18 protein-coding genes and 1 tRNA gene are annotated in these 24,316 nt (G+C 58.4%); 15 read left to right on the top strand and 4 right to left on the bottom strand.

Annotated elements, in window-relative coordinates; all coding sequences use genetic code 11:
* Window positions 1-6 precede the first annotated feature (6 nt).
* From LQT98_RS02250 to LQT98_RS02230, 5 genes are all read left to right on the top strand, one after another.
* The gene (locus tag LQT98_RS02250; RefSeq protein ID WP_146176584.1) at window positions 7-378 is read left to right on the top strand and encodes a hypothetical protein; all 372 of its coding nucleotides are present in this window, start codon (window positions 7-9) and stop codon (window positions 376-378) included.
* A 488-nt stretch (window positions 379-866) separates the two neighbouring features.
* On the top strand, window positions 867-3,557 hold the full coding sequence (locus tag LQT98_RS02245) for a type VI secretion system Vgr family protein (RefSeq protein WP_082150799.1): 2,691 nt from the start codon (window positions 867-869) through the stop codon (window positions 3,555-3,557).
* A gap of 1 nt (window position 3,558) precedes the next feature.
* Window positions 3,559-5,280, top strand: a complete 1,722-nt coding sequence (locus LQT98_RS02240) for an alpha/beta hydrolase family protein (RefSeq protein ID WP_082150800.1) — start codon at window positions 3,559-3,561, stop codon at window positions 5,278-5,280.
* Window positions 5,281-5,363: 83 nt separating this feature from the next.
* Window positions 5,364-6,290, top strand: coding sequence for a T6SS immunity protein Tli4 family protein (locus tag LQT98_RS02235; RefSeq protein ID WP_231460982.1), 927 nt, complete (start codon window positions 5,364-5,366; stop codon window positions 6,288-6,290).
* Window positions 6,291-6,304: 14 nt separating this feature from the next.
* Window positions 6,305-6,877, top strand: coding sequence for a hypothetical protein (locus LQT98_RS02230; protein WP_146176685.1), 573 nt, complete (start codon window positions 6,305-6,307; stop codon window positions 6,875-6,877).
* A 130-nt stretch (window positions 6,878-7,007) separates the two neighbouring features.
* Here the strand turns inward: LQT98_RS02230 and LQT98_RS02225 are convergent, their stop codons facing one another.
* Both LQT98_RS02225 and LQT98_RS02220 read right to left on the bottom strand, forming a co-directional pair.
* Complete coding sequence (locus tag LQT98_RS02225; protein WP_197081328.1) at window positions 7,008-8,600, bottom strand: site-specific integrase; 1,593 nt, start codon at window positions 8,598-8,600, stop codon at window positions 7,008-7,010.
* A 93-nt stretch (window positions 8,601-8,693) separates the two neighbouring features.
* Window positions 8,694-8,778, bottom strand: a tRNA-Leu gene (locus LQT98_RS02220).
* 166 nt (window positions 8,779-8,944) lie between these two features.
* Here LQT98_RS02220 and LQT98_RS02215 point away from each other — a divergent pair.
* The 3 genes from LQT98_RS02215 to LQT98_RS02205 all read left to right on the top strand — a co-directional run bounded on the left by LQT98_RS02215 (window position 8,945) and on the right by LQT98_RS02205 (window position 12,498).
* Window positions 8,945-9,634, top strand: a complete 690-nt coding sequence (locus LQT98_RS02215; protein ID WP_231460981.1) for a Bax inhibitor-1/YccA family protein — start codon at window positions 8,945-8,947, stop codon at window positions 9,632-9,634.
* A gap of 600 nt (window positions 9,635-10,234) precedes the next feature.
* Window positions 10,235-12,025 carry a S8 family serine peptidase gene (locus LQT98_RS02210; protein ID WP_231460980.1) on the top strand — a complete coding sequence of 597 codons (1,791 nt, stop codon included), beginning with the start codon at window positions 10,235-10,237 and terminating at the stop codon, window positions 12,023-12,025.
* 2 nt (window positions 12,026-12,027) lie between these two features.
* Window positions 12,028-12,498 carry a hypothetical protein gene (locus LQT98_RS02205; RefSeq protein WP_048407765.1) on the top strand — a complete coding sequence of 157 codons (471 nt, stop codon included), beginning with the start codon at window positions 12,028-12,030 and terminating at the stop codon, window positions 12,496-12,498.
* A 48-nt stretch (window positions 12,499-12,546) separates the two neighbouring features.
* Here LQT98_RS02205 and LQT98_RS02200 read toward each other — a convergent pair whose 3' ends face one another.
* Both LQT98_RS02200 and pta read right to left on the bottom strand, forming a co-directional pair.
* A complete protein-coding gene (locus tag LQT98_RS02200) occupies window positions 12,547-14,031 on the bottom strand; it encodes a methyl-accepting chemotaxis protein (RefSeq protein ID WP_231460979.1) in 1,485 nt (494 codons plus the stop codon).
* A 201-nt stretch (window positions 14,032-14,232) separates the two neighbouring features.
* Window positions 14,233-16,326 (bottom strand): phosphate acetyltransferase, encoded by a 2,094-nt coding sequence (gene pta / locus LQT98_RS02195; protein ID WP_231460978.1) that lies wholly within the window; start codon window positions 16,324-16,326, stop codon window positions 14,233-14,235.
* Between the two features lie 684 nt (window positions 16,327-17,010).
* Here pta and LQT98_RS02190 point away from each other — a divergent pair.
* The 7 genes from LQT98_RS02190 (at window position 17,011) to LQT98_RS02160 (ending at window position 23,911) form a co-directional block, all read left to right on the top strand.
* Complete coding sequence (locus tag LQT98_RS02190) at window positions 17,011-18,120, top strand: aromatic ring-hydroxylating oxygenase subunit alpha (protein WP_048407768.1); 1,110 nt, start codon at window positions 17,011-17,013, stop codon at window positions 18,118-18,120.
* Between the two features lie 117 nt (window positions 18,121-18,237).
* Complete coding sequence (locus LQT98_RS02185) at window positions 18,238-18,723, top strand: hypothetical protein (protein ID WP_231460977.1); 486 nt, start codon at window positions 18,238-18,240, stop codon at window positions 18,721-18,723.
* Window positions 18,720-19,610 (top strand): DMT family transporter, encoded by an 891-nt coding sequence (locus LQT98_RS02180; protein WP_231460976.1) that lies wholly within the window; start codon window positions 18,720-18,722, stop codon window positions 19,608-19,610. The genes LQT98_RS02185 and LQT98_RS02180 overlap by 4 nt, the downstream gene beginning before the upstream one ends.
* Before the next feature lie 81 nt (window positions 19,611-19,691).
* The gene (locus LQT98_RS02175; RefSeq protein ID WP_378124895.1) at window positions 19,692-20,504 is read left to right on the top strand and encodes a DMT family transporter; all 813 of its coding nucleotides are present in this window, start codon (window positions 19,692-19,694) and stop codon (window positions 20,502-20,504) included.
* 49 nt (window positions 20,505-20,553) lie between these two features.
* On the top strand, window positions 20,554-21,072 hold the full coding sequence (locus LQT98_RS02170) for a ClbS/DfsB family four-helix bundle protein (RefSeq protein WP_231460974.1): 519 nt from the start codon (window positions 20,554-20,556) through the stop codon (window positions 21,070-21,072).
* 66 nt (window positions 21,073-21,138) lie between these two features.
* Entirely contained in the window at window positions 21,139-21,501 is a 363-nt protein-coding gene (locus LQT98_RS02165) for a SpoIIAA family protein (protein ID WP_048407772.1), read from the top strand.
* Between the two features lie 97 nt (window positions 21,502-21,598).
* On the top strand, window positions 21,599-23,911 hold the full coding sequence (locus tag LQT98_RS02160; RefSeq protein ID WP_231460973.1) for a Tex family protein: 2,313 nt from the start codon (window positions 21,599-21,601) through the stop codon (window positions 23,909-23,911).
* Window positions 23,912-24,316: the final 405 nt, after the last annotated feature.

Here is a 24,316-nt window from a genome sequence, read left to right as displayed (position 1 = left end):
TTTTCTATGAATCCAGAAGAATATGCGTATAAACATCCTTCCTGTATGGGGTTGCTGTCATTTAAGAATTCATTTGCCGAAGTGGTAGCGCAACATGTTTTATCTTTGCCAGATAACGAGCTATCGCAGTTTGAACATTGCGTGAGGCAGCATGGCAAGATATCTGATATGGTTTGTATAGATGAGGTTTCTGTTAGTGATATGTTAGCCTCTCCATTTTATCGTCATCGAGCCGATATTATTGCTTACATTGACAGGAAGCCTGTCTTTTACTACGCAGGGGCAGGTATCTATCAATGGAGCGATACCCTTGATAAGGAATGTCTGAGCTACTGGATCAGCTACCCAGAGTTGCCTTTGGGCTGGGAAATAAACTAATGAATTTCGGTGGAGATTATTAGAGGTGGGAATGTTTGCTGTTTGAGCTTGCCATGATGACTATAGTCTTTCACCTAACAAATTATCCAGCCAAGCCGTGTCTATAAAACTGCGCGTTTGAAGAAAAAATCTTCACTCGTAGCATCGTAGCAATTTACCGGATGAAAGCCATCTTTATTAAATAGGGCAACTGGATTGCGGATATATTATTTGGATACAGCCGAGAGCTATATTAATGCGCTTTGCCGTTGCTTTTTAAAGGCTGTAGCTTAGAGGCATTCAGCCCTATTCTTTCGGGCTTTTACTATGAAACGATGCTCTTGGGAGAGTGTGTCCCTGTCCTTTAGGATGGGGTCTTGCCAAACCTTGACCTAGGTCGCTTGTTCTGTCACCGCCCATCCAAATAGAATGTTACCGCTCTCCATTGCGGACCAACACCAAAAGGCCACTTTATGTAAGTGGTTTTTCTTTGCGGACATTCTATTTCTATGGATATCAGCCAGCTGCTTGCCAGTTTTTCCAGTGCCTTCACGCAAGACAATCGCCTGCTCACACTGTCCCTCGGGGATGGCAGCATCGCGGCTGAAACCCTGTTGCCTCAGACTCTGGAAGGCGAGGAAGGCGTTTCAGAGAGCTATCGCTATCAATTGACCTGCCTGTCTCCCAACGGCTCCATCGAATTGAAGTCTCTGCTGGGCGTGGCCGCAAAGATAGGCATTGCCGCCGCCTCCGGGGAAGAGCTTGTACGCTGCGGGGTGGTGTCGGAGGTGAAGCAGCTGGGGGCGGATGGCGGTTTCGCTCAGTACGGTTTGACGGTGGAAGCTCCTTTTTCGCTGCTGCGCTATCGGCGGACTTCACGCGTGTTCCAGGACTTGACCGTGCCAGACATCATTAAGCAGATTCTGGCGGAGCATCAGGCGAATAATGCCCAGTTCGCACGGGTTCAAACCTTGGACATTCAAGTGGGTCCGGCTTCGCCGCGCAGCTACTGCCTACAGTACCGCGAGAGCGACTATGACTTTATCGTGCGCTTGATGCATGAAGAGGGTTACGGCTGGCGGTTTGCCCATTCTGAGAAAGACAAGCTGCCGCAAGTACAGCTGATCCTGTTTGATGATCCGTTTGGGCTACCCGCCGCCAGCATGGAGCGTCTGCGCTTTCACCGTAGCGATGCGACGGAAGAAGAGGATGGCTTAACCGCGTGGGAATCTTCCCGGCAAATCGTATCCGGCAATGTCGCTCTGGCGAGCTTCGATTACCAGCCTGTCACCAGCAATATGACGGGCGATGAAAGCCAAATCAATCAGGGGCAGAGCGGCAAGGCCTTACAGTCCACCTTGCAGGATTACGCGCCGCAGACACTTTACTATGCGAGCGATGCGGAGCAATTTGGGCATTACGCGCAGCTGCGGCAGCAGGCGCATGATTTACAAGCCAAGCAGTTCAGCGGCGGTGGCGCGGTCAGGGGGCTGCTGCCTGGCGAATGGTTCCGTCTGGACAACCATCCCAACCATGACGGCGACAGCAGCGAGCAACGTGAATTCGTGGTGACCAAACAGAACTTCATCGCTCACAACAACCTTCCCCAAGGACTGAAGCGGCTGCTTCAAACCGCCATCCCTGATCTATCCCAAAGCAAAGAACAAACTGAACCTGCGCCCTACCAAACCACCTTTACCGCTCAACGGCGCGGCATTCCGCTGACGCCGGCATACGCCTATACCCGGCATGCCAAGCCAACGAGTTTGGGCAGCCAGACCGCTACCGTGGTGGGGCCAGCCGGCGAAGAGGTGCATACGGATCAGTTCGGACGCATCAAGGTGCAATTCCATTGGCAGCGTGCTGAAGAACATCCCGGCATCGGCGCGGCGATGGATGACAAGTCCTCTTGTTGGATTCGAGTGGTGATGCCCAGTGCTGGGGCGGCTTGGGGGCATCAGTTCATTCCCCGCATCGGTCAGGAAGTCTTGGTGGATTTTCTGGAAGGAGACATTGACCGCCCGGTGGTTGTTGGCGTGCTCTATAACGGCAGCCACGCCACACCGGACTTTAGCGGCGCAGGGGCTTTGCCAGCGAACAAGACCCTCTCCGGCATCAAGTCCAAAGAGCATCAAGGAGGCGGCTACAGTGAGCTGCTGTTTGATGATACCCCCGGCGAAGTTCGCGCCAAGCTTTCCAGTGAGCCAGGCAAGACCCAGTTGAACCAGGGCTTTTTGACGCATCCCCGCAAAGACGGGAAAGCAGAACCTCGGGGTGAAGGTTTCGAATTGCGATCCGACTTAGCCGGAGCAATTCGAGCTGCTAGAGGAGTTCTTGTTAGTGCGCATGGCCAGCCCAAGGCTCAGGGCGGGCAGTTGGATCGAGATGAATTGATAAGTCAGTTAGAAATGGCCTTGTCGATTGCACAAGAGCTAGCTAAAACCTCAGAGATTCATGAGGCAGAAACTACGGATACAAGGTTACAACAGCAGCTAGTTGAAGATTTAAAACAATGGGAAGCGGGAAGCAACACTTCTAAAGAAGGTAAGAATGGAGGTAAAGGAATGCTGGCGTTGACTGCTCCTCAAGGTATTGCTGTTTCATCGGATTCTAGTATTAATATGGCGGCAGGCTCAAACTATGATCTAGTTACAGCTAAAGATAGTAATGTCAGTGTCGGGCAAAAACTCCGCTTTCGTGTTGGGCAGTCCTTGTCAATATTTGTGCAGCAATTAGGCATGAAATTGATTGCGGCGGCTGGCAAAATTCAGTTGCAAGCCCAAAACGATGAAGTTGAAATTGGTGCGGCTAAAAAATTAATGCTGTACTCCTTAGAGGAGATTGTCCTTTCTGCGCCCAAAATAACAATATCGGCTCAAGGTGCTTCAGCAGCTTATGGTGGTGGTAGTATCATCACACAAGCCTCTGGTTCTCACACTCAGAAAGCATCTAGTCATTCGATGGAAGGTCCCGGGAATAGTTCGCTACAGCTGCCAAATATGCCTAAGAGTAGTTTTAAAACCAATGAAACTTTTGCGGTTTCAGGCCGCTCTGGTATAGCCCAAACTCAGATTGCGCATGAGCTAAAAAATGGACAGGGGGCTGTTGTTGGAGGCGGGAGTACAGACGCTACAGGGACAACAGAGACTGTTGTAGGAAAAGCCACTGAACAATTAACAATGTTTTTGAATCGGAAATAGTATGACCGCGTGGGTGAATGAAAAGGCTACTCGTCGGATTAAGCTAGAGTTCGATAAAAATGGTAATCCTAAATTTAATTCAACTCAAAGCCCTGAATCCTTTAAGCAATGTGCTCTGTGTGTAAAGCCGCCGCATACGGTGATTCCTATAATTTTTGTTCCGGGAATTATGGGGACAAATCTAAAATTAAGAGGGGGCCGGGGCAATGCTTGGTCTCCTCCTAATGGCGTATTTTCTGGCATTGGTGCCGCAGGGAAAGGCGCTATGCAATCGCCAGGAACTCGCCAAGGTTTGTTTGATCCGAAAGAGACTGAGGTCAATTGGGATGGCCCCTGCGAAGCGCCTTCGGATGTTTTCTGGCTAACATCTGAAGAGGCAAAAAAAAGAGGTTGGGGGGCACTTCATGCAGAAAGCTATCATGGCATTCTGAGTCAATTGGAGATTAGTCTGAATGATCAGTATAGTAAGCCAGGACTTCCTAAAGAGCGTGGCAATTTCCTGCTTCCTGAAATTGGTTTACTGAGTCATCTTGCAGGAGGACACTCCAAAGCGAAACGAGTCAAGGGAGAGCCTGATTATTCTTTTTTGGCTGAAGAAACAGTTACTGCCTGGAATAAAGTACCTAAATCGCTTTCTCAGGAAGATGTTCTTAAACTTGATGATTATTACTATCCGGTCTGGGCGCATGGCTACAATTGGCTTCAAAGTAATGAAGAGTCTGCTCAGTCTCTGATTGTAAAAATTGACGAGATCATTGCTTATTACCAAAAAAGTGATTACTTTCATTGTGATGGTAAAGTGATTCTGATATCCCATTCTATGGGAGGGTTAGTTACACGCCGCGCAGCTCAACTAGCGGAGGATAAGGTATTAGGGATTGTACATGGGGTACAGCCTGTAGCGGGTGCTCCGGTAGTTTATCGACGCTTTCGGGCCGGCACTGAAGTCGGTGGTTTTTTCGATATCGTTGGCGCGGCAACTGCGTCAATTATTGGCTGGAATGCGGCAGATGTTACTCCGACGTTAGCTTGTTCTCCTGGGCCGTTGGAGTTGCTGCCTACAAAGCACTATCCTTCTGGCTGGCTAAGAGTTGTCAAAGGTTCTGGAGCCAGAGAAGAGGTGTTAATTCATCTACCAAAGGCTGATCCTTATGAAGAAATATATAGTAAAACTACTGACGAATGTTGGTGGGGAATGCTTGATCCAGATCTGATTGATCCAGCCAATACAATCAAAACGGTTGCACCTCCTCGACAAGTTTATGAAACGTCTCTTTCTAAGGCTGAACTGTTCCATGATACAGTTGGTCTGTATGCTCATCCCCAGACTTATGGATATTATGGGGCAGATGAGAAAAAATACCGTGCTTTTGGACAAGTAAGCTGGGAGACAGAGAGTTTGCCTGATGACGATGCGCTACCCTTGTTGTTGAATAAGGATAGTGGCCGTAGTCTGACTGGCAAGTCCACAGTTTCACTGTATCAGCAGGAGGGTAGCCCGAAGGTGAAATTGAAGTTGAGAAATGAGCGAAACCAAGCGGGCGATGGTACTGTTCCACTTGATTCTGGTGCTGTGTTAGCGAAATTACAACCAACTCCACAAGCTGTCTTTGAGATGAGAGGGTTTGATCATCAAAAAAGCTATGGAGATAAATTTACAATTAGAGCTACTATTTATGGCATTGCCAGACTAATACAGCTTGCCGAGCCAGCAAAACCTTAAAGGGTTATCTAATGAAGATGCTTGCACTCTCATTATTAATAGTAGCAGGGGGTAGTTCAAACGTAATTGCAGAGGGAGGGGAGATGTTTGAGAAAAGCAAAACTTACTGCTTCGGTCGCTATGTGGTTGATGTTCCGCTCGAGCTGGAATTGATTGGCGGAACAAATAAATATATCTCTGGCTCTATTGACTCTGGGCGTGGCCCACAGAAATATAAAGAACTTGTTGCAAAATCACTCGAGAAGAGAAAGAGTGAAAATTATAAGCGAGGCTTTAAATATGCCGGATCAGAGTTTGAAGGGGATAACAATAAGAGGATCATAGTCTCCAAGGCTGATTTATACAGCACAACAGCTTACGGAATTGATGCTTATCTGTTGGTTCCATCCACCAGACCCGGTGCGGGAACATATTTTTACACTGGGGGAGAAGGGTTTGATGGGAAAAGCATCTCCCAGACGGTTGAGCAATATAAAAAACTAATGTCAAGCTTGCGATATCGTTCCAGCAATGACATACCAAAAGAGGCTGGGTTTTGTTTTGAGAATGGGTTTGTTGCCGGAGATGGAAAGACTCAGCAGATTGAGAGTGTAAGTTTGAGTTTTACTTTAAAGAAGCATCCGGATGTTTTCGTCCGCCTATCAAGTGATGTTTACTTCAGGCAGGAAAAAACATTGCTAGATAGAAGCGATGAACGTTATAAGTCATTCCCCAAAGAAGTGCTAGCCAAAATAAATACGCTGCGTTCAGGCGTGAGAGATGTGAATGGAAATAAAGGTGAAGAGTCTCTAAAAATATTTCCTTCAGATGATGGAATGGGAAAGGTGTACGGTTTTTATTGGGAGACTTTGGGAGAGATTGGCAATGCTTTAAAGCCAAGTGTGCATCTTGAAGTTAGCACAGGTGAAGTGGGGGCAGGCCAGTCAATTCCATCAACTATAACTCAAAAAGAAGCTCTAGCTTTATACGAGGCTGTAGTGAAATCTATTCGTTTTCGGTCTTATAATTAATTGAGCCAATTTTTATGATGAGCATTTCAAGGATTGTTTCCCGCTTTGGGATTTTGTCAGCTGTATTAATTGTGACAGGTTGCGCCCTTAATGGGCCGCTTGAACCTGAGGCGATCCGCGCCGCGATGAAAGCGACTTATCAGTGTCATTCATCGCCAATTGAGAAAGTGGGGCAAGGCGAGCAAGGTGTAAATAAAGGCTGCTATTTTGTGCTGCATAGCCCGGAGACGGGGAGGGTGCTCAAAAATACTCCTTATCTACTTCAGGTCCATGATCCGAAGTCCAGCGGCGAAGCTCCTGCGATTTCATTGCAGGGACGGACGGATGGCCAAGGAAGAAGTCAATTTGTATCACCCCCTTTTGATATTGATGTGAATGCAGTGCGCTTTGTAGAAGTTGTGGGCAGCGGGAACTATCGGGGCAACTTTACCTTGGTTTCAAGAAGCGGCAAGCCATCTAGCGGGGCTGGATACAAGTTGTTGGCATGCGGGAAAGAAGTATATAAATCCCGTGCAGACTATCACGGTGAAACAGTGGTTTATCAAACGCAAGATCGCTGTGACTTTTCAATGCAACTTACAAGGTGAGTACGGAGCAGCTTTGCTCTAGGTTCAAGTAAATTCTTTTAAAAGATAGGCACTGATGTTACCTAACGAGGTGTAACTTCAGCGCCTGTCTTTGGTTTTTGTGCTATTGAACAGAAAAACACAATCGTGCTCAGTATGATCTTTGCCAAGAGATATGTGATAGTCCTATGTTTTTGAAATTTAATTGGCCGATTGCAACAAATAGTGGACTCAATGGGTAGGTTCCAGACCCATAGCTCCTAGATGTTGATGAGTTAGTGTGGCCGGTGAGGGCATCGTGTGTTTCTTCATCTACCTCAGCTTCTCTGCATATGTCCTTGAAGCTATGCCGGAATGAGTGAAACACCATGCGCTTGTCTGTAATTCCTAATTGCTTTCTACACCACTTTCCCCACCACTGTGACCATAGAGATGAACGCTTTCCATATTTGTCGGGCGTTAATTCTGGGAATAGGTATCCAGTGGGAGGCAGTGTCTCTAGGTAATTGCCAAATCCCATTCGTTCCAGTTCCGAATGAAGAGGAACTCGACGCCTTGACTCGTTGGTTTTCACTGAACCTTCATCGTCTCTGTCCGTGATATGAATATGCCGCCCTAGGCTATCCTTAACAATGTCCGATACTTTGAGTTGAGCCAGTTCTTCTAGCCTTGCTCCCGTAAATAGGCCCAACAGCGGCAGCCAGAAAGCTGTTTCTCCCTTGCCAGCTACAGGCCGTGCATTTTCGGTGGCGTAGATCGGGCTGTTGAAGATAGCTTGGAGTGCCTTCAGGTCATAGGAGGTCCGCGACTCTTTTTGAACTTTTCCGACTACGACGCGGACGGAGGCGATGGGGTTTTGTTCGATGTAATCGTTTTGTGCAGCCCAATTCAGTAGCGTTTTCAAGAACGCCAGGTGCTTGGAATTGATCGTTTTGGCGGAGAGGCCTTTCTGCAAGAGGGCTTCCTTGTACTTGAGGCCATGTGCTTTAAGTATCTGCTTGACTGGTAGGGTGCCGATGCAATCATGAAAACGGTTAACCACTTGAAGCATATCGTCAAATGATTTGCTTTTCAGCTTCCGTTCGGTTTGGTATTTGTTGAGAATATCTACTAGAGTCGGCGCTCCCTTGCTGGCTATGGCCGCCCTAGCCTGTAAAGGGGCCAAAGAGGGCATAGGCACATCGTCGACTACTTCGCCCTCGTGGCGGGCTTTCAAGGCATCTACGGTGCGTTTGTATGCCTTGGATGCGGCTGAGACGAGCCTCTTGTAGTCGACAGAGCTTGTATCCAACTCGATGCCTTCAAAGCGGAGGCTGTCTTCAAGGGCATTTACAACTGACCAAGTGTCTCCTCGAGCGATGGCCGCACGTGCATCTTGATCCAGCCGGGAGAGATCGTCTCCTAGTTGTTCATATCTCGCGTTGTCCAGGCCCTGTGATCGTAACTCGCTATCGAACGTCATCATACGAGATTGGTGCATATGAATGATGCGGCTTATGTCATCGTCTGAGAGGGCTACGACTACAGTGGCCTTGTCCTTGGCGCGAAGTTCGGCAAACTGATCGTCCCACTCCACGCGTATTCTTGCGGCAAGGCGGTTCGCCTCTCGGAGGTCTCGTGTTTGCAGTGAGCGCCACACGTCTTTTTTGCCGTTGAAATGGGGGCGTAAATCAGTAGGGATCGTGATGCGGAAGTAGTAGACTGAAGAGCCTGTGCGGCGGAGTACATTGGTATGCTTAGGCATGTCTGGCATGGGGCCAAGTGTAGCACACAACTGTAGCAGTTGGCCTGGGATGGCCTTTGAAATCAGTAAGTTATTGAGGCTTAACAGATTTAATGGTGCGAAAGGAGAGACTCGAACTCTCACGCCTTGCGGCGCTGGAACCTAAATCCAGTGCGTCTACCAATTCCGCCACTTTCGCTTTGATGCCGCTTGCAAATTAGACCGTAAGCCCTCATTTGCAAGGGAGTGCAAGAATACCCGAAGCGTTTGCGAGGCGCAAGCCGGGCCGCCGGGAAACTTATTGCCACGGCGGCTGTCACTGTCGGTACAATTTGATAAAAATCCCTTTGGAGAAAGGCTTAATTATGCACCCGAACCTTGAGACGGCCTATCAGACGACCGGTATGGCCGAGGTACGCCATAAGGTTCTTCGCAATACTTATGGCTTGCTGGGCCTGTCGATGATTCCCACGGTGATGGGCGCCATCGTCGGCACCAATATGAATTTCGGCTTCCTGGCCGGCAGCCCCATCATCGGCATGCTGGCGATCCTGGCCGTGTTTTACGGCTTGGTGTTCGCCATCGAGAAAAACCGCTACAGCTCGGCCGGCGTGTTCCTGATGCTGGGCTTCACCTTCCTGATGGGCTTGCTGTTGGGGCCCTTGCTGCAACTGGCGTTCCGGTTTTCCAACGGCGGCCAGCTGATCATGACCGCGGGCGCGGCCACCGCGCTGGTGTTCTTCGTGATGGCGGGCATCGCCACCACCACCAAGCGTGATCTGAGCGGCCTGGGCAACTTCCTGACCGTGGGCGCGATTGTGCTGATGGTGGCGGTGGTGGCCAATATCTTCCTGCGCATGCCGGCTTTCCAACTGATGATCTCCGCGGCTTTCGCGCTGTTCAGCTCGCTGATGATTCTGTGGCAGGTCAAGGTGGTGGTGGATGGCGGCGAGGACAGCTATATCTCCGCCGCGCTGTCGATCTACATCAGCATCTACAACCTGTTCACCAGCTTGCTGCAATTGCTGCTGGCCTTTGCAGGCGAGCGCGACTAAAACCTCGTGCCTTAAACGCATCCCATTCAAAACGCCCCGTCCGGGGCGTTTTTTTGTTCCTTTTCTTTCCCTTTTCAGCGCTTTTGTCTGACAAATCCTGACCTTGCCCATGGCCGAAAGCCGGCCGCGCCGCGCTTGCCCGGCGTGGGCCAAGTGCCTGCCCCTGTCGGCGGCTTGGTGGGTAAGCGGTTGATTTAGACCGGGTTTTATCTGTTTTGTTACGGGCTTATGTCATATTTGCAAATGGGAATTATTGCATTTTGCATTATGAAAATTTTATATACGATCAAAATTGCTAGGACTTTGGCATTTATGCTTTTGATGGTTCACTGCATTGGCCGGTACGCAATGTTGCGAAAGGAAGGCGGATGGAATTTCCGCTTCGTCCGTCGCTTGGCGGGCCGGCATTGGCGCCGCCGGCTTGCGTTTGGCAGGGTTTGACATCGAGTCCAGGTGTCGATGGCAGGCGCGGGCGGCGGGGCCACGCGATTTCGCGGCCGCTGGCAGGTGGCTGTGAATGGCCGGGAGCGATGGGGTGGCAGCCCCGGACTCACGGCGGTTTTTCTCAATCGACCGTAGTTTCGACACTTAGGAGATGCAATGCGTATCCATATCACGGTGGGCGCGGTTTCGTTGGCCCTGGCGTCCCTGGCCGGCCAGGCCGCCACGCCCTTGCAGCCGGGAGACCCGCTGGTTTCCCAACAATGGTTCTTGCAAAACACAGGGCAAAACGCGTTTTCGCAACGCGGCGGCGTGGCCGGCATTGATCTGAACCTGGCGCTCAGCCACTCGCGCAATATCCTGGGCCGCGGCGTGACGGTGACCGTCATCGACGACGGCCTGGAAATCCGCCACCCGGACCTGGTGGGCAATGTGGTGCCCGGCTCCAAGAACCTGGCCAACAACAGCGACGACCCGACCCCCAGCCTGGCCACCGACAGCCACGGCACCGCCGTGGCCGGCATCGCCGCCGCCGTGGGTTTCAACAATCTGGGCGGCCGCGGCGTGGCGCCGTCGGCCAGCCTGAACGGTTTCAACTGGCTGAAGGCACAAACCACCGCCGGCTGGATGCTGTCGCATGGCAAATCGCCGAGCGATGGCGCCGGCCAGTCGTCCACCAGCTCCCGGGTGTTCAACCAGAGCTATGGCAGTTCGGCGATCCGCTCGATTCCGGGCAACCCGGACACCGATATGACGCTGCGGGTGCGCGACGAAGCGCACGAGGACGTCAGCCTGCGCAGCAACGGCGGCAAGGGCGCGGTATTCGTCAAGTCGGCGGGCAATGCTTTCAGCAGCTTCCAGTCCGGCACCGGCAGCGATGGCAAGCCCACTTACATCCTGGCCAAGTCCGGCAACGACGGCCTGCCGATGCAGGATTCCAATCTGACCACCGACAACAGCAACTACTGGAACGTGGTGGTGTCGGCGCTGAACGCCGACGGCGTGCGCTCGTCCTACTCCTCGGTGGGCGCCAACGTGCTGTTGACCTCGCCCGGCGGCGAGTACGGCACGGCGAGCCCGGCGATGGTGACCACCGATCTGGTGGGTTGCGACCGCGGTTCCAACTCCACGCTGCGTCCGTCCACCAATCAGTTGCACGGCGGCACTACGCTGGACCCGAACTGCGATTATCGCGGCACCATGAACGGCACCTCCGCCGCGGCGCCGGCGGCTTCCGGCTCGTTCGCGTTGCTGATGGCGGCGTATCCCAATCTGAGCGCGCGCGATGTGCGCCACTTGCTGATCAAATCGGCGCGCAAGGTGGATGCCAACCATCCGGGCGTGACACTGGCGTTCAAGGACGCCAAGGGCGGAGCGCACAGCTACCAGGCCTTGCCGGGATGGCGGAACAACGCCGCCGGCCTCGCTTTCCACCCGTTCTACGGCTTTGGCCTGATCGACGTGGACAAGGCGGTGGAACTGGGCCGCAACCACACGCCGCTGACGGCGTTGGAGAAGACGCGCTGGCAGACGGTGTCAGTGATGAAGGCGATTCCCGACGCCAATGAAGCCGGGGTGGAGAGCGCGTACAATCATGCCGATGACCTGACGGTGGAGGCGGTACAAGTGCTGGTGGACGCGCAGCACGGCCGCGCCAACGACCTGGCGGTGGAGCTGATTTCGCCGGCCGGCACCCGCTCGGTGCTGCTGTCGCCGCGCACCAGCCTGGTGAATGAAAACTATGGCTTGAATCAGCAGCGTCTGCTGTCCAACCACTTCTACGGCGAATCGGCGCGCGGCCAATGGCGGCTGCGCGTGATCGACACCAATGGCGCCGAGTACTTCTATGACTACCGTGACGGTCAAGGCCAGCGCACGCTGAGCCTGCCCAACGCCACCGGCACGCTGCGGTCTTGGTCCATCCGCTTCATCGGCCACAAAGGAGCATAACGATGAAACATTCCCTGATTCTGGCCGGCCTGCTGGCGCTGGCCGCCGCGGCCCAGGCCGCCGACGTTCCGTCCTTCAAGCAGAAGCCGGACGGCCAGCCGCTGGTGATCAACGGCAAGACTTATTACAAGCAGGCGGCTCCGGCCGGCAAGCTGCCGCTGGGCGTCAGCGCCCGCTCGGCGGCGAGCGAGGGTGGCGTGACGCTGAAGCGCGGCGATGTGCTGCGCTCGGAGGGCGAAGTGGCGCCGTCCAAGGCCAGCGGCGTGGTGATGGTCAAGCTGGCTTCGCCGCGCGACGAGGCCGCGGTGGCGCGCGACCACAGCCTGAGCGTGCGTTACCGCACCCAGAGCGTGGTGGTGTTCGACGCGCCGGCCCAGGCCGAGCTGCTGTCCTTGCAGCAGCGCCTGGCCGCGGACAAGCGCGTCAAGCAGGTGCAGTTGGAGGTGTTCAGCAATAGCGAGTTGCCGCAGTAAGGGCGTTCGCCAGTCCAAAGGACGACGCCGGCCCAGGGCCGGCGTTTTTCATGCCGCGGCGTTTTGCGTGTGCAAATGGCGCGCGCTTTGGCCCAGATCTTCCAGCAAATGGTCCAGCCGCGCGATGGCGTCGGCGATGGCCTGGGTTTCGCCGGACAGGCTGCGGGTGGATTCTCCCACCGCGGTGATGTCGCTGGCGAACTGGGCGAAGCCGCGATTCTGATTGGCTTCCGCCTGCGACATCTGGCTGAGCAGGCTGGCCAGTTCGCCGGTTTCGCCTATGATGCCGGACAGCTTGCGCTGGGCGTCCAGCGAGTTGTCGCGGCCGGCCTGCATCTGCTGATTGCCGTCGCGCATCGCCAGCAGCGCTTGATTGGTGCCGTCGACGATCAGGCGGATTTTCTGCTCTATGTCCAAGGTGGCGTTCTGGGTGCGCTCGGCCAACTTGCGCACCTCGTCGGCCACCACCGCGAAGCCGCGGCCCAATTCGCCGGCGCGCGCCGCCTCGATGGCGGCGTTGAGCGCCAGCAGATTGGTCTGGTCGGCGATGTCGCGGATCAGTTGCACGATGCCGCTGACCTCGGCGCTGCGTTCGCCCAATTGTTCCAGCCGGCCGGAAGCCAGCGCGATCACCTCGCCGGCCTTGCTCAGCTGGCGCACCGCCTGGTCCATCGCCGCGCCGCCGCCCAAGGCCGCCTGGCCGGCGGTATGGGCCAATTGGGTGGCGGTCACCGATTGCTCGGCGTTCTGGCTGGTGACCACCGCCATCTGCTGGGCGATCACCACCATGTCCTCGGAGCGTTCGCGCTGGCTGGCCATGGTGTCGGCCATATTGCCGGTGCTGCCGGCGATGTCGCGGCTGGCGCTGGACGCGGCCTGGATGGATTGGGTCAGCTGGGTCATCAGTTGCCGCATCGCCAGCTGCGCCTGCTCGGCCTCGCGCCGCGCGCTTTCCAGCTTTTCAAAGCTTTTGACCTTGGCCTTGTCGAAAGCCAGCGCCAGCGCCAGCACCACCAGGGACAGGCCGGCCAGAGACTTGGCCTGCAGCTTGGGGATTTCCGCGTGGGGAATCGGGTTGGCCGGCAGCAGGCCCTGGGCGCTCAGCCATAGGAACAGGCCGATGGCGGCCACGGTCAGCGCCAGCCAGACCATGCCGGAGACGCGGGTGGCGACGAAGACGGCGGTGAAGGGAATGGCGGCGAACCAGACGATGCTGGTGGATTGGATGCCGCCGTTGACGTAGACCATCCAGCACACCATCGCGTACATGCAGCTGGTGATGAATTCCGCGCTGAAGCGCACCGCGCCACTGAGCTTGAGCAGCAGCGGCCCCAGCAGCAGGCCCAGGCCGCCGAGCGCGATGCCGGCGGCCATCGCGCGGTGGCCCAGTTGCAGGTATTCGACGGCGAATAGCGGCGCCACCAGGCCGGCCAGCAGGCCGACGCCGACGACGGTGCGGCCGCGGATCGCCTGTTCCGGAGATAGGCGGACGCGGTCCGGGATGAACCATTCGGTGATGGTTTGAATCGACATGGAGTGCCCCTCTGATGCGTTGTAGACGCGGCTGCGGACGCAGCTTGTTGTTGTGCGGCTCTTATGGCGCTCCAATGTAAAACAATTGTTTGAATTAACGCAATGGCATGAACGGGCAGGGCGGCACAGGGGAGGGGCGCTGTTGCGCGGAATGGCGAAACCGCCTGCCGGGCGGCAGGCGGTTGGATAGGGAGGCTGGGCTTAGATGGACTCGCCTTGCTCCGCCTGCAGCGCAGTCAGGGCGATGGTGTAGACGATGTCGTCCACCAGCGCGCCGCGCGACAGGTCGTTGACCGGCTTGCGCAGGCCTTGCAGCATCGGGCCCACCGATACCACATTGGCCGAGCGCTGCACCGCCTTGTAGGTGGTGTTGCCGGTGTTGAGGTCCGGGAACACGAACACGGTGGCGCGTCCGGCCACCGCGCTGTCCGGCGCTTTCTGGCGGCCGACGGATTCCACGCTGGCGGCGTCGTACTGCATCGGGCCGTCAATCATCAGGTCCGGCCGCTTTTCCTTGGCGATGCGGGTGGCTTCGCGCACTTTCTCCACGTCCGAGCCGCTGCCGGAGGAGCCGGTGGAGTAGGAGATCATCGCCACTCGCGGCGGAATGCCGAAGGCGGCGGCGGAATCCGCCGACTGAATGGCGATGTCGGCCAACTGTTCGGCGTCCGGGTCCGGGTTCACCGCGCAGTCGCCGTAAACCAGCACCTGTTCCGGCATCAGCATGAAGAACACGCTGGACACGATGCGGGCTCCCGGCGCGGTCTTGATCAGTTGCAGGGCGGGGCGGATGGTGTTGGCGGTGGTATGCACCGCGCCGGACACCAGGCCGTCCACTTCGTCCAGCGCCAGCATCATGGTACCCATCACCACATTGTCTTCCAGTTGCTGCTCGGCCATGGGCGCGTTCAGGCCCTTGCTCTTGCGCAGCTCCACCATCGGCGGCACGTAACGGCCGCGCACCTCGTTGGGATCGATGATTTCCACCGATTCCGGCAGCGTCACGCCCTGGGCTTCCGCCACTTGCAGGATTTCGGCGCGCTGGCCGATCAGCACGCAGCGGGCGATGCCCTTCTCGTGGCAGATGGCGGCGGCCTGTATCGTGCGCGGCTCGTTGCCTTCCGGCAGCACGATGCGCTTATTCGCCTTGCGCGCCTTCTCCATCAACTGATAGCGGAAGGCCGGCGGCGGCAGGCGCAGTTCCTGCGGCGTGCCGATGTATTGCTTCAGCGGCGCCACGTTCAGGTGCTCGGCGACGAATTCGATCACGCGTTCCATGCGCTCGCGGTCGTCGGACGGCACTTGCAAGCTCATATTATTGAGCGCGCTGCTGGTATCGAAGGTGTTGGATTCGCTGGCCATCACCGGCATGCCGCCGGTGAAGGCCTGCTGGCACAGCAGCATGATGCGCGGGTCCGGCATCGAATCGCAGGTCAGCAACAGGCCGGCCAGCGGTACCCCGTTCATCGCCGCCATCGCGGTGGCCAGCACGATGTCCTCGCGGTCGCCCGGGGTGATGATCAGCGCGCCGGGCTTGAGCAGGTGCACGATATTGGGCACGGTGCGGGCGGTCACCACCATGGTGCGCACGCGGCGGCTGGTCAATTGGCCGGCGTGCAGCAGCCGCGCCTTCAAGTGATTGGCCACGTCCAGCGTGCGCGGCGCCAGCAGTTCCGGCTCGTGTGGAATGGCGCCCAGCATCGGCAGCCGCGCCTTTTTCATCAGGCTGCTGCTCTCCAGCACCTCGGTGGCGATGTCCTGGGCGTCCTGGTCCTTGGGCACCCGGTTGAGGATGTAGCCGGCGATCTGGCCGCCCTGGCCGCCGCCAAAGGCCTGGATGCTCATTTCCAGTTGCTCGGCGATTTCATGGCTGGCCAGATTGTCGGCGGCGCTGACCAGGATGGTCTGCGCCTGCAGATTGCGCGCGATCTTGGTGTTCAGAAAGGTGGAGAACACCTGCTTCTGGTCCGGCACCAGGCCTTCCACCAGCACCACGTCCACCTGATTGGCCGCCTGTTGGTACAGGCTGACCACTTCTTCCATCAATTGATCCACCTGACCCTTGGACAGCAGGTGCTCGACCCGCTCCATCGGAATCGGTTCCGGCGGGTTGAGCCGGCAGATGGCGCGCGCGAAATGAGTGGAGCGCTCTGGCTCCTTGGGGTCGGCGCCCTGGGCGATGGGCTTGACGAAGCCGACGCGCAGGCCGGCCTGTTCCAGGCTGTGAATGGCGCCCAGCGCCACCGAGGTCAGGCCGGCATTGAAGCCGATGGGAGCGAGGAAGAAGGTTTGCATGTTTTCAGAGGCTTTCCTGTGGCGCGCGGCGGGAGCGGGCGCGATAGACTGCCGCGAACCGACAAGGCGGCAAGGCTGGCTGTAGGCGCAACACGCGCGAGATCATTAAATTGGGCATTTGAGCAAAAATCCGCATTTTTCCGGCATGGCGGCCGCGCAGGCGGCCGTGGCGGGGGGAAGGGTTTTCCCGCCGGCGCCGCCTAGGCATTCCAATCGGTATAGCATTGCCGGACTGCCGCGTCAGCGCAGGGGCGCGACTGGCGCGAAACATGGCTGCGGCTGGTTTTGCGCGGCGCTCATTGCAACTGGCCGCACATCGGCTACAGTCCAGATGGGGCGTTGGCGCCAAGCCTGGCGCGCAAGGGCGACGACCATGGCGGCGATTATAGCACCGCGAATTAACCGACTCTAATGTTGCAATGCAATGTTATTGATAAAGCGTTGATTTCTATCAAAAATATCATTCCAAATATTATTTGGATCGCGCAAGCTGATGTTTTTGCGCCAAAAACCCGCTGACGCGAGAGAGGAAAGGCTTGCCCCGGTGGGGGGGCGGGGGCATAATCCGCCCCTCTGTCGCAAGGTTCGGCCTTGTTTTTGTTGATTGTTTTTGATAGTCCCGCAAACTCGTTTCAAGCGAGATTCGGCTGGTCTTATATCTTCTACCACGGAGGTGTGGGAATAATGTCTGATCTGGCTTCCGCGCAGTTGCTTCAAGCTTCTGCTGCTCAGCTACCCGTCTATACCTATTTTGATCCTGCCTATTACGCTCAGGAACAGCGGCTGCTGTTTGGAGACGCGCCCATCTACTATGGCCATGAGCTGATGACGCCGAACGCCGGCGATTATCAGACCCTGGACTGGATGGGCCACGGCAAGATGCTCAAGAATGTGGATGGCCGGATCAAGCTGATCTCCAATGTCTGCCGTCACCGCCAGGCCATCATTTATAAAGGCCGCGGCAACGGCAACCATATCGTCTGCAATCTGCACGGCTGGACCTATGACGCCGAGGGCGCCTTGCTGGGCGCGCCGCATTTCCCGGAAACGCCGTGCCTGAAACTGAACCAGACCGAGCTGACGCGCTGGAACGGCCTCTTGTTCGACGCGCGCCGCGATGTGGCGCGCGATCTGGAAAACCTGGGCGTGGCCAAGCATATGCGCTTTGACGGCTACGCCTACCACTCCAGCCATCTGAGCGAGTACGACTTCAACTGGAAGACCTTCATCGAAGTGTATTCCGAGGATTACCACGTCGATCCCTTCCACCCCGGCCTGGGTAATTTCGTCGATTGCGGCGACCTGAAATGGGAGTGGGGCGCGCAATACCATGTGCAGACCGTGGGCGTTAAGAACAAGCTGGCCACTTCCGGCTCCCGTGTCTACGGCAAGTGGCACGAGGAAGTCCGCCGCCGCTACGCCGACCAGCAGCCGGAATTCGGCGCCATCTGGCTGACCTACTACCCCAACATCATGGTGGAGTGGTATCCGCACGTGCTGGTGGTCAGCGTGGTGATGCCGCGCGGCCCGGAGCAGTGCACGGTGCTGACCGAGTTCTACTACCCGGAGGACGTGGTGTGGTTCGAGCCGGAGTTCATCGAGGCGGAGCAGGCGGCTTATTTCGAAACCGCCAAGGAAGACGACGAGATCTGCTACCGCATGCACGAAGGACGCCGCGCGCTGTGGTTGCGCGGCGAAAGCGAGGTGGGGCCTTACCAATCGCCCACCGAGGAAGGCATGCAGCACTTCCACGAGTTCTACCGCGGCAAGATGGGCGCGGCGCTGGCTGGTTAAGCTGCGGCTTGCGGTGTCATAATGCGAAGGCGCGGACGGGGTCCGCGCCTTTCTTATTCTGGTTTGCCCGATTCCATGCTTAAAACGCTTTTTCGCTGTTTGCCCTTGTTATTGGTCTTGCAGGTCCCTCTGGCGCAGGCCGCCGTCTATGCCGATGCCGCCAGCCGGGTGCGTTTCAACGTCCCGCCGGGCTGGAAAGTGCGGCCCAGCGTGGTGGATGGCCAGCGCGTGCTGCGGGTGGTGCCGCCCAAGGCGGACCAGCGCGAGCGCGCCGCCATCGATGTGCAGATCATCGCGCGCAAGTCCGGGCGCGGCGACACGCTGGCGCGGCTGGCGCAGAAATACCGCCGCGAGGATGGCGACCGCGAAGCCGCCAACTTCGTGCGCAGCAACAGCCGCAACGGCCGGCTGGTCACCGAATACCGCGACGGCCGCCTGGTGTCCAACCGCTTGTGGATCGTCCGCCATAATCTGCACGTGTTCCAGTTGGGCGACAAGAAGCGGGTGGCCGAGGCGCGCTGCACCGCCAACGCATCCGAATTCAAGACTTACCGCCGTCAGATGGAGTCCATCTGCCTGTCGCTGGAATGGCTGAAGCGATGACGCCGGCCTGGCGCGACGGCGCGCTGAGGCTGGGACGGCGTTTGCGCCAGGGCCGCTTGGGCGCCGGCTGGATGGTGGTGGCGGCCTTGTGCTTCGCGCTGATGAGCATGTTCGTCAAGCTGGGCGCCGCCGCCTTCGGCTCCACCGAGCTGCTGTTCTGGCGCACCGCCATCGGCGCGCTGACCTTGGGCGCGGCGATGGCCTGGCGGCGGCAATCGCCGCTGACGCCGCATTGGCGCGGCCACATCAAGCGCAGCTTCGTCGGCTATGCGTCGATGGTGGCGCTGTTCTACGCGCTGACCCGGCTGCCCTTGTCCACCGCGGTGACGCTGAACTACACCTCCTCGCTGTTCTTCGCCTTGCTGTGCGTGGTCAAGCTGAAGGACAGGCTGACGCCGCGCACCGGCCTGGCCTTGCTGCTGGGCTTTGTCGGCATCGTCGTGCTGCTGCGGCCAACTTTCAGCTCGGCACAGTGGCTGGCCGGTCTGATCGGCCTGACGTCCGGCATCAGCGCCGGCTACGCGGTGTTTCAGGTGCGCGAGCTGGGCCAGATGGGGGAGCCATCCTGGAAAGTGGTGTTCTGGTTTTTCGCTATTTCCAGCCTGTTCGGCGGCATTTGGCTCATTCTGGGGCCGGGCTTCAGCGCGGTGACGGTGGACAATGTCTTGCCGCTGCTCGGCGTCGGCGTTTGCGGCATGCTGGGCCAGTTGGCGATGACTCGCGCTTACAAGGACGGGCGCAAATACCTGGTGGCCAGCTTTGGCTATCTGACGGTGCTGTTTTCCGTGCTGCTGGGCGTGGTGCTGTGGGGCGATCCGCTGAGCGCCTGGTCGCTGGCGGCGATGGCCCTGATTGTGGGGTCTGGCCTGATGGCGGCCCTGCGTTGAAGCAGGGCTTGAGGGTTCAACAAGAATGAATAAGGATAATGTGGTTTGACTAGTGCAAAGTGGCGCCTGGGTTCGGGGTGGATGGTGGTGGCGGCGGTGTTTTTCGGCCTGATGGGGGTGTTCGTCAAGCTGGGCGCCGAATATTTCTCCTCCACCGAGCTGGTGTTCTGGCGCACGCTGATGGGCGTGGTCACCCTGGGGGCGGCGGCGCTGTGGCGGCGCGATCGCTTCGCCACGCCCTTGCTGCGCTACCACGTGCAGCGCGGCCTGATCGGCTATGTCTCGATGCTATTGTATTTCTACGCCATCGCCCATCTGCCCTTGTCCACCGCGGTGACGCTCAACTACACCTCGCCGATGTTCCTGGCGCTGCTGTCGGTGGTGCTGCTGCGCGAGCGCCTGCCCAAGCAGGCGTTGGCCGGCCTGGCGCTGGGTTTTGTCGGCGTGGTGCTGTTGCTGCGTCCCACGCTGTCCAGCGAGGCCTGGGTGGCCGGCCTGCTCGGCGTCGGTTCCGGCCTGCTGGCCGGCTGGTCTTATCTGCACGTGCGCGAACTGGGCCGCCAGGGCGAGCCGGAGTGGAAGGTGGTGTTCTATTTCGCGCTGATCTCCACGCTGGGCGGCCTGCTGCTGATGCTGTTCGAAACCTGGCATCCGGTGACGCTGCAGAACGCCTGGCTGCTGCTGGGCCTGGGCGCCACCGCCACCATCGCCCAATTGGCGATGACCCGCGCTTATAAAGTGGGACGCAAGCTCTTGGCCGCCAATCTGTCCTATCTGACCGTGGTGTTTTCCACCCTGTTGGGCGTCGGCCTGTGGGGCGACCCGCTCAGCGCCGCCAGCCTGGCGGCGATGGGTTTGATCATCGTCAGCGGCATGCTGGCCAGCCGGCGTTAAGCTGGGAGCGAAACCCGGCGCTGCGCCGGGCCAGTCTGGGAGAGCGACGATGGCGGTACCGGCGGACAAGGCGGCCTTGCTGGCGGCGATGCGGGACGAATACCGGCGCTTGCGCGCGGTGCTGGCGCGGGTGCCGCCGGAGCGTACCTTCATTCAGGAACTGGACGGACACGCCAAGAACAGCCAGATGAGCGCGGCGGACCTGCTGGCCTACCTGCTGGGCTGGCAGGCGCTGGTGCTGAAGTGGCACCGGCTGGAGCGGGAAGGCTTGCCGATAGACTTTCCCGACACCGGCTACCGCTGGAACCAACTGGGCCTGCTGGCACAGAAGTTCTACCGCGATTACCAAGGAATCGGAGACTGGGCGCGGCTATGCGCGCTGCTGGACGACAGCCAGCGCCAAGTGGAGGCGCTGGTGGAGGGCTACTCCGACGAGGCGTTGTACGGCCGCCCCTGGTACGACAAATGGACGCGCGGGCGGATGATTCAGTTCAACACCGCCTCGCCCTGCCGCAATGCCCGCGGGCGTTTCGCCGCCTGGCTCAAGACGCTGCCGCCGACCGCCTGAAAAAGCTTGCCGCGCCAGTGCTGCCCGGCCTTAAAATGAAAGCGACACCGCATAAAGGAGAAGCACATGATCTCGATACGCGAACAACACTACGGCCTGGACGTGGCGCTGTACAACGAATTCACGCTGGCGGATTTCAAGTTGCTGGAAGAGGCGCTGCTCAAGCGCCAGTCCGAGTGCGACAAGCCGGATCTGCTATTGGACCTGAGCGAGCTGAAGGACTTCACGCTGGACATGGCGCTGGAAGAGGTCAAATTCATGCGCGCGCATGAAAACCATGTCGGCCGCGTGGCGCTGGTGGTCAGCGATGTGTGGATCAAGCTGGCCGCCCACATCGCCGGCCTGCTGTCCAATACCCACACCCAGTATTTCGACACCGCCGAGGAAGCCCAGGCCTGGCTGGAGCGGCCGGTGGCCGCCGGTACCTAATGCCGGTTCCGGGACGTCCGATGCGGCGTCCCGGTTGATTTTGTCGGCGATGGCGGTAGAGTAGCGGTTTTTGTTCAACTCGAAAGAATAAAAACCGATGTTGAAAAGCATTTCCAACCGTCTGGCGACGGAACTCTCCGTCCGCGAGGCGCAAGTATCCGCCACCATCGAACTGATAGACGGCGGCGCCACCGTTCCCTTCATCGCCCGCTACCGCAAGGAAGTCACCGGCGGCCTGGACGACACCCAGCTTCGCACCCTGGCCGAGCGCCTGGTGTATCTGCGCGAACTGGACGAGCGCCGCGTCAGCATCCTCGGCAGCATTTCCGAGCAAGGCAAGCTGAGTCCCGAACTGGAGGCCGCGCTCTACGCCGCCGACAACAAGACCACGCTGGAAGACCTTTACCTCCCCTACAAACCCAAGCGCCGGACCAAGGCGCAGATCGCGCGCGAAGCCGGGCTGGAGCCGCTGGCCGACGGCTTGCTGACCGACCCGAGCCAGGACCCCAACGCCGCCGCGGCCGCCTATGTCAACGCCGAGGCCGGCGTGGCCGACGCCAAGGCGGCGCTGGACGGCGCGCGCGCCATCCTGATCGAGCGCTTCGCCGAGGACGCCGAACTCCTGGGCCAATTGCGCGAAAAGCTGTGGAGCGAGGGCGAGTTGGCCGGCCAGGTGGTGGCCGGCAAGGAGCACGAGGGCGCCAAGTTCTCCGATTATTTCGAGCACCGCGAAGCGATTCGCTCCACCCCATCGCACCGTGCCTTGGCGCTGTTGCGCGGCCGCAACGAGGGCGTGCTCAGCCTGACGCTGAAGTACCAGCCGGATGAGACTCCGATCACCGAGCGCTCCGCCTACGAGCAGTTGATCGCCGCGCGCTTCGGCGTGCGCGACGCCGGCCGCCCGGCCGACAAATGGCTGCTGGACGGCGTGCGCCTGTGCTGGCGCGCCAAGATCTTCCTGTCGCTGGAACTGGAGCTGGTGTCGCGGCTCAAGGATGCCGCCGACGCCGAGGCGATCAAGGTGTTCGCCGACAATCTGCATGATCTCTTGCTGGCGGCGCCGGCCGGCCGGCGCGCCACCCTGGGCCTGGACCCGGGCCTGCGCACCGGCTGCAAGGTGGCGGTGGTGGACGACACCGGCAAGCTGCTGGACACCGCCACCATCTATCCGCACGAGCCGCGCCGCGACTGGGACCGCTCGCTGGCGGTGCTGGGCGCCTTGTGCGCGCGTCACCGCGTGGATCTGATCGCCATCGGCAACGGCACCGCCAGCCGTGAAACCGACAAGCTGGCGCAGGAACTGATCCGCGCCTATCCGCAGCTGGGCATGACCAAGATCGTGGTGTCCGAGGCCGGCGCCTCGGTGTATTCGGCCTCGGAACTGGCGGCGCGGGAATTCCCGGATCTGGATGTGTCGCTGCGCGGCGCGGTCTCCATCGCCCGCCGCTTGCAGGACCCGCTGGCCGAGCTGGTGAAGATCGATCCCAAGTCCATCGGCGTCGGCCAGTACCAGCACGACGTCAACCAGAGCCAGCTGGCGCGCGCGCTGGACGCGGTGGTGGAAGATTGCGTCAACGCCGTCGGCGTCGACGTCAACACCGCCTCGGCGCCGCTGCTGACCCGCATCTCCGGCCTCAACGCCACGCTGGCGGCCAATATCGTGTCCTACCGCGATCAGAACGGCGCCTTCCGCAACCGTAGGCAATTGTTGAAAGTGCCGCGGCTGGGCGACAAGACCTTTGAGCAGGCGGCCGGCTTCCTGCGCATCCGCGACGGCGACAACCCGCTGGACGGCTCCGCCGTGCATCCGGAAGCCTATCCGGTGGTGGAGCAGATCGTGGTCAAGACCGGCCGCGAGATGAAATCGCTGCTCGGCGATTCCGGCTTCCTGAAAACGGTGAAGGCGGTGGATTACACCGATGAACGCTTCGGCCTGCCGACGGTGATGGACATCCTGCGCGAACTGGACAAGCCGGGTCGCGACCCGCGTCCGGAATTCAAGACCGCCACCTTCCAGGACGGCGTCGAGGACATCAAGGACTTGCAGCCGGGCATGATCTTGGAGGGCGTGGTCACCAATGTCGCCAACTTCGGCGCCTTCGTCGACATCGGCGTGCATCAGGACGGCCTGGTCCACATCTCGGCCTTGTCGAACAAATTCGTCGACGATCCGCGCAAAGTGGTCAAGGCCGGCGATGTGGTCAAGGTCAAGGTGCTGGAAGTGGACGCGGCGCGCAAGCGCATCGCACTGACCATGCGGCTGGACGACGCGCCGGGCGCCGGCAACAGCCGCGGCCCGCGCAACGACGGCCCGCGCGCTCAGGATAGACGCGGCGGCGACCGTCAGCGCGGCCAGCAGCCGGCCAGCGACACCGCGATGGCGGCGGCGTTCGCCAAGCTCAAGCGCTGAGGCGGCGCTATAGAATCGGCTCAACGCTGTATCGCCGAAGCGCAGCAGACTTTGAACAGGTTCTAACCGCCGCTAACAAGACCATGCAGAGAAGCTGAGCCAAGGCGCGCCGACGCAGGCTGTGCCCGTAGTTCCATAAGAAGGCGCAACGCAGGATCAGGGGTTTTGTTAGCGGGTTTAAGCAACGGCGGGGGACTCTCCGCCGTTTTGTCTGCTGGAAGCCGGATGGAGCACGAAGTGTGTTGATTTCTCTCCATGTCGCCTCACGGTTTGAAGCCTGAGGCGCAAAGTTTCATGGCATATCTTTAAGAAAAATCCTATATGGCCCGACTAGGATACTGAATTAATATATTCATTTTTTTGTGGTGCCAATTGGAGAGGCCACCATGCCGCCGCAACAGCACT

This window comes from Chromobacterium aquaticum, from assembly GCF_021129195.1.
GTDB classification, from domain to species: domain Bacteria; phylum Pseudomonadota; class Gammaproteobacteria; order Burkholderiales; family Chromobacteriaceae; genus Chromobacterium; species Chromobacterium aquaticum.
The sequence above is the reverse complement of the archived record's forward strand: the minus strand, read 5'-3'. Positions and strand labels throughout refer to the sequence as shown.